General features: G+C 73.5%; 10 protein-coding genes and 1 pseudogene. All 11 read right to left on the bottom strand.

All coding sequences use genetic code 11. From position 1 onward, the window contains the following. A pseudogene (locus D0D28_RS34295) lies at nt 1-211 on the bottom strand (hypothetical protein); the annotation flags it as partial. Further along, nucleotides 208-1,449: a lipopolysaccharide biosynthesis protein gene (locus D0D28_RS34290; RefSeq protein ID WP_116115334.1), complete on the bottom strand. Its 1,242-nt coding sequence runs from the start codon at nt 1,447-1,449 to the stop codon at nt 208-210. The pseudogene D0D28_RS34295 and the gene D0D28_RS34290, both read right to left, overlap by 4 nt. After that, nucleotides 1,446-1,805 (bottom strand): hypothetical protein, encoded by a 360-nt coding sequence (locus tag D0D28_RS34285; protein WP_094007114.1) that lies wholly within the window; start codon nt 1,803-1,805, stop codon nt 1,446-1,448. Before D0D28_RS34285 ends, D0D28_RS34290 begins: the two co-directional genes overlap by 4 nt. A gap of 31 nt (nt 1,806-1,836) precedes the next feature. Beyond that, a complete protein-coding gene (locus D0D28_RS34280; RefSeq protein WP_116115332.1) occupies nt 1,837-3,993 on the bottom strand; it encodes a glycosyltransferase in 2,157 nt (718 codons plus the stop codon). Next, nucleotides 3,990-4,916: a glycosyltransferase family 2 protein gene (locus tag D0D28_RS34275; protein WP_116115330.1), complete on the bottom strand. Its 927-nt coding sequence runs from the start codon at nt 4,914-4,916 to the stop codon at nt 3,990-3,992. The genes D0D28_RS34280 and D0D28_RS34275 overlap by 4 nt, the downstream gene beginning before the upstream one ends. Nucleotides 4,917-4,986: 70 nt before the next feature. Continuing rightward, a complete protein-coding gene (locus tag D0D28_RS34270; protein WP_116115338.1) occupies nt 4,987-6,012 on the bottom strand; it encodes an NAD-dependent epimerase/dehydratase family protein in 1,026 nt (341 codons plus the stop codon). After that, nucleotides 6,012-6,815: a glucose-1-phosphate cytidylyltransferase gene (locus tag D0D28_RS34265; RefSeq protein ID WP_094007110.1), complete on the bottom strand. Its 804-nt coding sequence runs from the start codon at nt 6,813-6,815 to the stop codon at nt 6,012-6,014. Before D0D28_RS34265 ends, D0D28_RS34270 begins: the two co-directional genes overlap by 1 nt. After that, on the bottom strand, nt 6,816-8,090 hold the full coding sequence (locus D0D28_RS34260) for a class I SAM-dependent methyltransferase (protein WP_116115329.1): 1,275 nt from the start codon (nt 8,088-8,090) through the stop codon (nt 6,816-6,818). It abuts the gene before it with no gap. Nucleotides 8,091-8,307: 217 nt separating this feature from the next. After that, the gene (locus D0D28_RS34255; RefSeq protein ID WP_094007108.1) at nt 8,308-9,381 is read right to left on the bottom strand and encodes a class I SAM-dependent methyltransferase; all 1,074 of its coding nucleotides are present in this window, start codon (nt 9,379-9,381) and stop codon (nt 8,308-8,310) included. Then, a complete protein-coding gene (locus D0D28_RS34250; RefSeq protein ID WP_162831273.1) occupies nt 9,378-10,034 on the bottom strand; it encodes a PIG-L deacetylase family protein in 657 nt (218 codons plus the stop codon). Before D0D28_RS34250 ends, D0D28_RS34255 begins: the two co-directional genes overlap by 4 nt. Before the next feature lie 26 nt (nt 10,035-10,060). Next, on the bottom strand, nt 10,061-11,575 hold the full coding sequence (locus D0D28_RS34245) for a sugar transferase (protein ID WP_116115327.1): 1,515 nt from the start codon (nt 11,573-11,575) through the stop codon (nt 10,061-10,063). Nucleotides 11,576-12,102 lie beyond the last annotated feature (527 nt).

The following is a 12,102-nucleotide window of genomic DNA, read 5'->3' as shown; positions in this document are numbered from 1 at the left end:
GTCCGGCGCCGGTGCCCAGCCGGGGCCGGGACTCGACCGCGCGCGCGGGCGGCGCGGGCTTCGGCGCCAGGCGGCCCGACGCCGGGATGTAGCGCGTGGGCGGGCCGGGCGGCGGCTGCGGGAACCGCATCGGCTCACGCGGCCGGGGCGAGGGGCGGGTGGTCCGGTTCGGGCGCACCGGGCGCAGGAACCGGGTGGGCGGCTCGGTCACGGACGCGCCCCGAACACCCGGCGCCTCAGGTCGGCCAGCACCGCGGCGGCGATCACCGCCTGCGCGACGAGCATGCCCACCCCGAACCCGAACTCGGTCGGCACCACCAGCGCGAGCACGACGGCGGAAACGGCGGTCACGGCGTGCAGCACCGCGACCCCGGCACCGCGGCCCGCGGCCAGGTGCACGGCCACCCCGAGCACCACGACCAGCCGCGGCACCTGCGCGGCGAGCAGGACCCGCAGCAGGTCGGTGCCCGCCGTGTACTCCGCGCCGAAGATCGCCAGCATCACCCAGGCCAGCGCGGCGCCGACGGCCAGCAGCGGCACGAACACCAGCACCAGCCGCTTGCCCGCGCCCGCGACCAGCGAGCGGGCGTGGCCGGGCTCGGCGGACAGGCGCACCACGAGGGGGTTCACGAACGCGGTCGCGGCGACGTCCAGCGCGTTGATCGCGGTCCAGACCACGAAGAAGACGGCGTTGGCCTCGGCGCCGAAGCGGTGCAGCACGATCAGCGGCACCAGGTTGTACAGCACGACCACGCACACCATGGCCGGGTAGGACGGCGCGAGCAGCCGCACGATCTCCCGGCGGCCCGGCAGCTCCCCCGGCGCGAGGGCGGGCGAGGTGCGCCGCACCGACCGCCAGATCAGGAACGTCACGACCGCGACCCCGATCAGCGTGGGCACCGCCCAGGACAGCACCAGCCCGAGCGCGCCGGCGAGCGGCCCCAGCCCGGCCAGCAGTCCCAGCCGCGCCACGGAGAACGCGCTGTTCTCCACCGGCACCCAGCGGGCCAGGCCGAGCCCGGTGAGCACCTCGTCCTGGAACTGGAACAGGGTCCAGCCGATCCCGGCGACGAGGAACCAGGCGACCCCGGCCGGCACCCGGTGCACCACCTCGGCACCGGCGGGCACGAGCACGAACACGACCGAGCCGATCACCCCACCGGCGAGGACGGCCAGGTAGGTGCGCAGCAGCAGCCGCGGCCGCCGCGCGCCGGCGCGGGGCAGCCAGCGCAGGACCGCCGGCCCCAGGCCGAGTTCGGCGATGCCGGCGACGAGCAGGAAACCGGACACGAACGCCGAGGTGTCCCCGACCGCGGCGGCGGGCAGCAGCCGCGCGGCCAGTACCCAGCCGATCATCCCGGCCAGCGCGGTGATCGCGGCCGAGGCCGACAGCGCCAGGCCGTCGGCCACCATGCCCTTGCCCGGGGCGGTCTCCTTGCCGACCGTCATCGGGCCTCACCCGGACGGCTGCGCAGCACGTGGTGCGCCAGCGGGAGCGCGGTGACGGCCGCGAGCACCACGACCGCCGCCTCCGGGTGCCAGAACCGGGTCAGCACCAGCACCTGCGCCACGATCAGGGTGATCGCCAGTGAGATGCCGACCGCGCTGACCCAGGTCACCGACAGGTGGCGCACGTTGACGTAGGAGATCAGGGCCCAGCCGGGCGCGGTGAGCACGAACACCAGGACCGCCAGCGGCCGCAGCACGAAGTCCACACCGGACCAGACGAGCACGATCGTCACCAGGCAGACAGCGAGCAGCCCGTAGGCGGTGTATCGCCGGATCCTCAGCTGCTGCTCGACCACACGTGCCCTTCCTGCCCGTCGCCCTCCATCATCACCGGCGGCCGGATCCGCCCTCACCCCGGGCCCGCATCAGCGCCGCGGCGCCGCCGAGCAGGCCCAGGCGCTCGTCGCGGCGCAGCTGGCGCAGCCGCGAGCGGGCGGCGCGGTCGGACAGCGGCAGCTCCGGGGTGCGGGCGGCGAGACGGGCGGCCCCGCGCGGCACCCGCCGCAGGATCGAGAACGCGGTGACCGGGCGCCGCCGCACGGACAGCGCCAGCATCGCCGCCAGGCCGACGCCGTAGCCGCGCATCCGCTCGCGCAGTTCGAGCCAGTCCGCGCGGTGGATGTGCCGGGCCACCGCGTGCGGGGTGTGGACCACCGCGCCGCCGGCGTAGGCCAGCCGCACGAACAGGTCCAGGTCCTCCCCCGCCATCGTCGGCGTGCCCGCGCCGAGCAGCGGGTCGAAACCGCCCAGGTCCTCGAACACCTCGCGGCGCCAGGTGGCGCAGCTGCCCGGGCCGTAGCGCGCCATGGACAGCGGGTAGAGCGGGTCCTCGCGCGCGGTGTCCCGGTCGATCCGCTGCCACCGCACGGAGTTGCTGTAGCCCTTGAGCCGTTCGAACAGGACCTCGGCGTCGGTCTCCAGGCTGGCCGGCAGCACCAGCGAGGTCACGCAGCCGACCGCGGGATCGGCGGCGAACTCCTCGGTGACGGCGTGGAACCAGCCGGGCTCCACGGTGATGTTCTCGTCGACGAACGCGATCACGCCGTGGCGGGCGACGCGGGCGCCGGTGTTGCGCGCGATGCTGACGCCCTTGCGCGGCTCGACGACGTAGCGCGCGCCCAGTGCCTCCACCTCGCCACGCAGCCAGGCGTCGCCCTCGGGCAGCCGCGGCAGGTTGTCCACGACGATCACCTCGAGGTCCGGGTACCCGGCCTCGAGCGCGGCGCGGGCGCTGGCCACGGCCTGCCGCTTGCGGTGCGCGGTCGGGATGACGACGCTGACCGGCGGCCGGGCGAACCCCGGGCGGCGGCGCGGGGCGGGCGCGGTGGCGAATTTCGGCAGCCGCACGACGCCGCGCACCGCCGGCAGCAGCAGCACGTCGACGGTGCGGTCGCCGTCGCGGACGAGGACCTGCGCCGCGCGGTAGTGGCCTACCGGCCGGTGCGGCACGGCAAGTTCCTCGGGCGCGGTGCGGGCGTCGACGGTGGCGATGTGGATCGGGCCGTGCACCAGCGCCGACGCCGGGCGCGGCCGCGGCGGGCGGAGCTGCGCCTTGCCGCGCAGGTACCCGGCCGCGGTCGAGGACACCACGGTCACCAGGCCGAGCACGCCGGAGGCGCCGGCCGTGCGGCCCAGCGCGAGCCGGCCGAACTCGCGCGCCACGGCGGCCGGGATGGTGCGGCTGAGGTAGTCGCGCTCGGTGGACAGCGCGGCCTCGCTGCCGACCAGGCGCGACACGTAGGCCTTGGACAGCCCCTCGCCCCAGCCGCGGCGGCGCAGGTAGGCCCAGGTGGTCCGCTCCGGCGTGACGCGGTGGCGCACCACCGCCTGCGGCCGGAACACGATCCGCGCACCGGGCGAGGCCTGGCGCAGCCGGATGCACAGCTCGGTCTCCTCGCAGCCCAGCGGGGTGCGCCCGATGCGGCCCAGATCCTCGGAGAACGGCCCGGCGAGCGTGAACGCCTCCCGGCGGAAGGACATGTTGCAGCCCATCAGGTTGCGCACCGGCGCCTCCGCCGCGGGCTGCCCGGTGTAGGTGCAGCCGACCACCCAGTCCAGCTCGCCGTGCGCCGACCCGCGGCCGGCGGGCAGCTTGGCCGGCCGCCGCCCGCCGGGCCAGCGCGGGCGGGCCGAGCCGCCGACGGCGAGCACGTCCCGGTCGCGGTAGCCGGCCAGCAGCTGCTCCAGCCAGTCGGGCGCGGCCTCGGCGTCGTCGTCCAGGAACGCGATCACGTCGCCCTTGGCGAGCCCGACCGCGGTGTTGCGGGCGCCGGACAGCCCGCGCCGCCCGGCGTTGGGCACCACCGTCACGCCGGCGAACTCGGCGGCGGCCCGCCGCTCCAGCTCCGGGTTGTGGTCGATCACCACGATGATCTCGCGCGGCGGCACCGACTGGTCCCGCACCGACGCCACCGCCGCGGTCAGGTCGTCCCAGCGGTCCGCCGTGTAGGCGCAGATCACCACGGTGGTGTCGAACGAGGTCATGCTTCGGGCGCTCCGGTGTCCAGCACGAGCGGCGCCGGGGCGTCCGCGACGGGCTCGGGGGTGAACAGGCCGAACCGGCGGCTGCGGCGCTGACGGCCGACCCGCTGCCACTCGGCCACGAGCGTGCGCAGCACCCGGCCGCCGTCGGAGAAGGTGCGCAGGTTCGTCTCCCCGTGCAGGCGGGCCCGCTCGACGCTGGGCACCTCGGTGATCCACAGGCCGAGCGCGGCCATCCGGCAGTTGATGACGGTCTCGATCTCGAAGCCGTCGCCCCACAGCATCTCCTCGCCCGCGGGCGCGAACACCGGCGGCAGGTTCAGCAAGGCAACCAGATCGCGCCAGAACGCGTTGTAGCCATAACAGAGATCGGTGAACCCGGCGCTGAACAGCGTGTTGGACAGGCGGTTGAGCCCGGAGTTCCCCGCGGCGCGGAGGTGTGTGATGTCGTGGCTGCCGCCACCCGGGGCGAACCGGGTGCCCTTGGCGAAGTCGGCTCCGTCGGTGAGCGCTGCCACGAACCGCGGGATCTCCGCCGGGTCGGCCGAGCCGTCGGCGTCGAACATCACGATCACGTCGCCGGAGGCGGCGAGGAACCCGCAGGCCAGCGCGTTGCCCTTGCCGCGGCGGGTCTGCCGGATGACCCGCGTGCCCGGCCGCGGCCGCGCGACGACCTGCGGGGTGCCGTCCCCGGTGTCGGCGTCGACCACCAGCACCTCGTGCACCGGTGGCAGCTCGGGCAGGATCTCGCGCAGGTTGTCCGCCTCGTTCTTCGCCGGCACCACGACGGTGACGCGGGGATCGGGCCCGCGGCGGGGCGGGTGCGCGGCGGCGAAGGCGAACGCGTCGCCCAGGTTCTCGTAGTCGGTGACGGGACTGGGGGAATCCATGATCGTCAACGCCGTGCTGTCCTTGCTGGCGGGCACACCGGTCGCGAGGGTGTGCGGGTCGGGGAAGGGCGGGGCTTGCTCGAACGGATGACGCGCGGCCCTGCGGTCAGGTTCGGTGTCTTCGCAGATCGGGCGCGAGGTCGCCGCGCGCCTGCGCGGATTTCAGCCAGGCCAGGCGGGTGAAGCGCCGGCTGAAGGTGTCCATGGTCAGGCCGTGGCGGGTGTAGTGCGCGGCCAGTTCCCGGGCGCCCGCCGCCACCGTCCAGGTGGCCGCGTACCCGGGAAGCGCTTCCCGGATGCGGGAGAAGTCCACCCGGTAGGAGCGGGGGTCGGGGCCCGCCTCACCGGTGATCAGCAGTTCCGAGCCGGGGACGGCGGTGACCACGGACTCGGCGATCTGGCGCACCGTGAGGTTGTTGGCCTCGGTGCCCACGTTGAACGCCCGGTCGTGCACGGCTTCGGCGGGCGCCGTCAGCGCCGCCGCGAACGCCGTCGCGATGTCGTGCGCGTGCACCAGCGGCCGCCACGGCGTGCCGTCGGAGAGCACCCGCACCTGCCCGGTGAGCACGGCGTGGCCCACCAGGTTGTTCAGCACGATGTCGGCGCGCAGCCGCGGCGAGAACCCGAAGGCGGTCGCGTTGCGCAGGTACACCGGGCTGAACCCGGAGTCGGCGAGGTCGTGCAGGTCGTCCTCGACGCGCACCTTCGACTCCGCGTACGGGGTGACCGGCCGCAGCGGCGCGTCCTCGGTCACCAGGTCCTCCCCCGCCGCGCCGTAGACCGAGCACGTCGAGGCGTAGAGGAAACGGCGCACCCCGGCGTCCTTGGCGAGCTTGGCCAGCTGGACCGACGCGGTGTGGTTGATCTCGTAGGTCAGCTCCGGCGCGAGCGCGCCCAGCGGGTCGTTGGACAGCGCGGCCAGGTGGATCACCGCGTCCACACCGGACAGCCGGTCCGCGGTCACGTCCCGCAGGTCCACCGGATCACCGGGCGGGTCGTCCGGCGCGGGCCCGAGCACGCACGCGGCGAACAGGCCGGAGTCCAGGCCGAGCACCTCGTGCCCGGCCGCGCCCAGCACCGGCGCCATCACCGATCCCAGGTAGCCCTGGTGCCCGGTCAGCAGGACCCGCATCACCGCACCCCCGCCGGGATCGAGGCCGGGCGCTCCCACAGCATCCACGGGCGCGCGCCGCTTTCGTAGGCCGCGTCGAGCGCGGCGCGTTCCTTGAACGTGTCCGCGGGCTGCCAGAAGCCGCGGTAGGGGTAGGCGATCAGCCGGTCCTTTTCGGCCAGTGCCGCGCAGCCGTCCTCGACCAGGTCGCCGTTCTCCGGGAGGTGGTCGAAGATCTCCTGCCGCAGCACGAAGTAGCCGGCGTTCTCCCACAGCGGCAGGCGGCTGGCCGAGCTGATGCCGGAGACCCGGTTGGAGTTCTCGCGGAACTCCACGCAGTGGAACGACGACTGCGGCGGCACCACCATCATCGACGCCCCGGCGTCGGAGGCCGCGAGGTTGTCCACCATGACGTCCAGCGGCGCGTCGGTGAGCACGTCGGCGTAGTTGGCGAGGAACATCTCCTCGCCGTCGACGTACTTGCGGACCCGGCGCAGCCGCTCCCCGATCGGCGACTCGATGCCGGTGTGCACGAACGTGATCGACCAGTCGCTGATGTCGGTGGACAGCAGCTCGACCTCACCGCCGCGCAGCACGAAGTCGTTGGACGCGGTCTCGGTGTAGGACAGGAAGAAGTCCGTGATGTGCCGGGCGCCGTAGCCCAGGCACAGGATGAACTCGGTGTGCCCGAAGTGCGCGTAGTACCGCATCACGTGCCACAGCAGCGGCCGCGGGCCGACCATCTGCATCGGCTTGGGCACGTCGTCCGCGGGGCCGTTGCGCATGCGCATCCCGTAGCCTCCGCAGAAGAGCACCACCTTCATTCAGTTCACCTCGACAGCCTGCAGCACGGGGTTCTTCGGGGAGACGATCTCCAGCTCGGGGATCGCGAACACCAGCCGGCCGCCCCAGTCCGCGACGTAGGCCAGCTGCTCGGTCAGCTCGGCGCGCAGGTTCCAGGGCAGCACGAGCACGTAGTCGGGCCGGTCGGCCGCGATCCGCTCCGGCGGGAAGATCGGGATGCGGGTGCCGGGCGTGAACCGGCCGTGCTTGTACGGGTTGCGGTCCACTGTGTACTCCAGCAGGTCCGGCCGGATCCCGCAGTGGTTGAGCAGGGTGTTGCCCTTGCCCGGCGCGCCGTAGCCGGCCACCCGCTCGCCGCGCCGCTTGGCGCCGATCAGGAACTCCAGCAGCGACAGGCGGATCTCCTCGACGCGGCGGGCGAAGCCGGCGTAGCCGGACAGCTCGTGCAGCCCGGCGGCGCGCTCACGCTCCAGCACCTGCGCCACGCGCGGGGAGGGTTCGCCCGCGGTTTCGGCCGGCCGCGCCCACACGCGGATCGAGCCGCCGTGGGTGTCCAGCAGCTCGACGTCGGCCACGGCCAGCCCCGCCGTCGCCGGCTGCCGCCGCGCGGAGGCGAGCGTGTAGTACTGGAAGTGCTCGTGGTAGATCGTGTCGTACTGGGTCAGCTCGACGAGGCTGAGCAGGTGCTGCACCTCGATCGAGACCCAGCCGTCGTCGGCGACCAGCGCGCGCAGGCCGCGGGTGAACCCGAGGACGTCGGGGATGTGCGCGTAGACGTTGTTGGCCACCACCAGGTCCGCCGGCCCGTGCTCGGCGCGGACCGCGGCGCCGGTCTCCGGGGTCAGGAACGCGGTCAGGGTCGGCACTCCGGCCTCCCGCGCGGCCGCGCCGACGTTGACCGACGGCTCGATGCCCAGGCAGCGCAGGCCGCGCGCGACGACGTTGCGCAGCAGGTAGCCGTCGTTGCTGGCGACCTCGACGACGAAGGAGTCCGGGCCGAGGCCGAGGCGGCCGGCGGCGGAGTCGACGAACTCCTTGGCGTGCGCCAGCCAGGAGTGGGAAAACGACGAGAAGTAAGCGTATTCGGTGAAGGTCTCCACCGGATCGATCAGGGGCGGCAGCTGGGCCAGCAGGCACTCCGGGCAGATCCGCAGGTGCAGCGGGTAGGCCGGCTCGGGGGCGTCCAGGTCCTCGGCGGCGAGGAACGACTCGCACGGCGGGCTCGCGCCGAGGTCCACCACGCTGCGCAGACCCGGCGAGCCGCACAGGCGGCAGGACAGCGTCTCGGCTGGCATGGCGCGCGCGTCCTCCCCTGTGATCGGACCACCCCGCCCCGTAGCGGGCCCTATGTCAACGTGACTATAGGGATCGCGGTGGCTGGCGTTACGAGCAACTGGCTGATCAATTGGCCCCGATCGGGTGATCGCTACCACTCGCTGTAGTAGGCAGATTGACGAGAAGTCACCAGGAAGAGATCATTTTCGCGTTTCGACCGGTTTGCCCGGCACCGGTTCACGCCACGATCCACTCGCAGTGGGCCCCGTCGAGCTGCGGGAAAGCCGCGCGCACCTCGGGCTCGAGATCGGGGACGAACAGCAGGACAGCGTGTGGGATCGGGTGGGTGAGGGCCGCCGTTGATACCACCGGAATCCGGGTACCGGGCATGCGCCGACCGTGCTTGGCCGGGGAGATGTCGGCGATCGCCGGCAACAGATCGATATCGATTCCGGCGCGCCGCAGGAGTGCCACCGCGCGCGACGCGGCGCCGTAGCCGACGACGCGCTCCCCCGCGTGCTCCCGCAGCCGCTCCCGGATGCGCGCGCAGCCCGCTTCGACGGCCCGGCCGAGCCCGGCGACGACGGGGATCTCCGTGGCCCCCGCGGCACGTTCCGCGGCCACCAGGCGGGTGGTCTCCGCGGCCGGGGTGCGGTCGCGGCCGAGTTCCAGCAGCACGGTTCCGCCGTAGAGGTCGAAGGTCCAGCTGCGCCCGGGACGCAGCCCGGCCGAGGCGGCCAGGGTGATCGCCGCCGGGGCCGAGTAGTAGGCGAAGTGCCCGTGCCGCAGGGCGTTCCACTGCCCCTGCCGGACGATCGAGGCCAGCGAGTGGAACTGCATCAGCAGCGCGCCGCCGGGCGCGAGCCGCACCGCGCGCCGGGCCATGGCCGCGCGCTGGTCCGGTTCGTGCATCAGCCCGAAGCAGTCGACGACGACGTCCGCCGGCTCGTCCTCGGCGGCTTCCCGCATGCCCGCGGCGCGCAGCAGCGGCAGCCAGGACCCACCGTGCGGGCTGCCGAATTCGGCGACCGTCGCGCCCGGGCGCACCAGCCCGGCGCGGGTGAGCCGGGCGACCGCGTCGGCGGCCTGGTCGGTCAGCGCCTTCGGCTCCACCCCGGCGGGTTCCTCGGCGGTGCCCGGGTCCTCGGCCAGCTGGGCCAGCGCGCACCGCGCGCACATCCACATCCGCAGCGGCCACACCGGGTCCGGGCCGGGATCGGCCGCGGGCGGGAACAGGTCGCACGGCGGCTGCTCGCCCAGGTCGAGCACGACCTGTCCGTCGGTGGCGCCGCACGCCCGGCAGCTGATCATCGTGTCCCCTTGCCCAGCGTCAGCGCGAGCTTGTCCACGTAGAAGGCTTCGGCGTAGCGGGTGTGCTGCTGCACCCCGCGCAGCCGCGCCAGGCCGAGGAACGCGTCGCGGGTGTACCAGTCCCGGCCGTGCTGCGACGGGTAGTGCTTGGCCAGCAGGTCGGCCTTGGTCTCGGCGATCTCGTCGGTCAGCGGCTGGTAGACCGTGGGCTGGCCGAGGTCGCCGTCCCACTTGAGGATCTCGTAGCCGAGCACGAGCTGGTCGCGGAACACGGTGGGCGCGATTTCGGCGAGCAGCCGGTGGTCCTGGTGGCGGTCGCCGGGCTGCGGCGCGAACACCAGGTCCGGCGTGACGCGGCCGCGCAGTGCGGTGACGGCTTCCTTGACCGCGTCCCAGTGCGCCGGCATCCGCCCGTCGGGCAGGTCCAGCACGGTGAGCTCGACGTGCGCCGGGGCGCAGAACTCGGTCAGCGCGGCCTGTTCCTCGGCGGCGCGTGCGGTGCGCCCGCCGGAGAGGACGAGGGCGTGCACCGCGAGGTCCGGGCGGTCCGCGCACAGCGTGAGCAGCGCGCCGCCGGCGCCGATGGCGAGGTCGTCGCAGTGGGCGCCGAGCAGCGCGACCGAGCGGAGGTCGGGGAAGGTGAGGGCCTGCACGTCGGGCCAGGGTGCCAGAGGCGGCGTCAGTACGCGCCCCGGCCTCCGGTGACGGCGCGGAAGGTCTTCCACAGGATCGCCATGTCCAGGGCCAGGGACCAGTCCTCCACGTAGCGCAGGTCGAGCCGGACGCTTTCCTCCCAGGACAGGTCGCTGCGGCCGCTGACCTGCCACAACCCGGTCATGCCCGGTTTGACGAGCAGCTTGCGGCGGGCGGCGCGCTCGTAGTTCTCGGTCTCGGCGGGCAGCGGCGGGCGCGGGCCGACGAGCGACATGGTGCCGCCCAGGACGTTGAACAGCTGCGGCAGCTCGTCGAGGGAGTAGCGGCGCAGCACCGCGCCGACGCGGGTGATGCGCGGGTCGCGGCGGAGCTTGAACAGCGGGCCGGCGCCCTCGTTGTCGCCGAGCAGGCCGTGCAGCACCCGGTCGGCGCCGATGACCATGGTGCGGAACTTGATCATGGTGAAGGTGCGGCCGTCGCGGCCCACCCGAAGCTGGCGGTAGAACACCGGGCCGCCGTCGTTGAGCTTGATCAGCACCGCGATGCCCAGCAGCACGGGCGCGGCGAGCGTGAGCAGCGCCGCGGCGCCCAGGCGGTCCACCACGTCCTTCACGATCCGCCGCCCGCCGGTGAACGTGGGCGCCGAAACGCGCAGCAGCGGCATGCCCAGCACCCCGGACACGTTGAGCCGCGGCCCGGCGACCTCCATCAGCACCGGGGCCACGACCAGTTCCGCCCCCGTGCCCTCCAGGTCCCACGCCAGGCGTTGCAGGCGCTGCGGTGTCCAATAGGGATCGGAGGTGACGGCCACGACCCGGTAGCCGCCGCGGCGGACCTGGTCGGCGAGGACGTCGAGGCGCCCGGCGACCGCGATGCCGCCGATCTCGCCGGTGGCGCGCTCGCCCTGACCGGTCGCGGTGCACACGGCCGACACCTGCCACCCGACGTGCGATTCGGTGCGGGTGCGCTCGATCAGGTCCCGCAGCGTGTCCGGCGACCCGGCCGCGATGACCGCGTGCATGCACTCACCGGCGCGGCGCTTGCGGTGCAGCACCTGCCGCAGCCCGTACCGCGCCGGGAACGCGATCACCCCGACCGCCGGGACCGCGTAGAACACCCACGGCTGCACGTCGAGCGCGCCGAACAGCAGTCCCGCGAGCGCCACGACCACGGCGGCGATCACCAGGCTGCGGCCCAGGCGGCGGAACTCCTCGGTGCCCTCGCCGAGCACGTGCTGGCTCCAGGCGCGGTTGACCGGCAGCGAGCACAGGATCGCGAACGCGGTGCCGGAGGCGTGCAGGAAGTAGGGCCGGCCGGTGATGTTCAGGACGAGCACCGCGCCGGTGACGATGACCAGCAGGGTGGCGATCACGTCCGCGGCGATCACGGAGGCGCGGTACCGGTTCTCCCAGGGCTGGGCGGCCGCGCGGGGCGTGGTTTCCTCGCCCGGGCCGACGGCGTGCAGCCGGGCGTGGCCTCGCGTCTCGGAACCCAGGACCGCGTCCCCCAGCGACATGGGCTTCCGCACCGGCTCTTCCATCCGACCTCCCGCGACGTCCGGCTGGTTACCGGCGCGCCCCGATCACGCCGACGATTACCCGAAGTAACCGTGCTCTGTGTTCTGCCACACCCTCCTGGGGCGGCGTCTGACCTGGAGTCGGTACCGTTCAGAGTGGTGTTACAAGCCACTCCAAGGAATTTGCCGCAGGGGACGATCCCGGACGGATCACCGCGGCCGCTCGTTACTCAGCCGCGAACAACTACTGGTGGTAGCCGGTTAATTGACCACACTTCGCGGTGTTTCACCTAGTAAAACGTAGAAGCTGAATTTGCCCCGTTCGGGGCATTGCCGGACCTCTGCCCGCCAGCGAGGATTGCTCCCGCCGCACGGTCGTTTCCTCACCGGGGCGGCAGCCAGCTGTAGTGCCACAGCCATTGACACCCCCGGCCGCGGCTGGTCCAGAGGGAACCCCGGCGCACTAGTTTTCTTTCCGCCCTCCCCGGTGCACCGGGGTTCCCTCCCAGCACCACAGCGAACCCGCCACCCGGCAACACAAACCACCCACC

Origin of the sequence: Amycolatopsis ruanii, assembly GCF_003385175.1 — a bacterium.
Taxonomy (GTDB): Bacteria; Actinomycetota; Actinomycetes; order Mycobacteriales; family Pseudonocardiaceae; genus Amycolatopsis_E; species Amycolatopsis_E thermalba.
The sequence above is the reverse complement of the archived record's forward strand: the minus strand, read 5'-3'. Positions and strand labels throughout refer to the sequence as shown.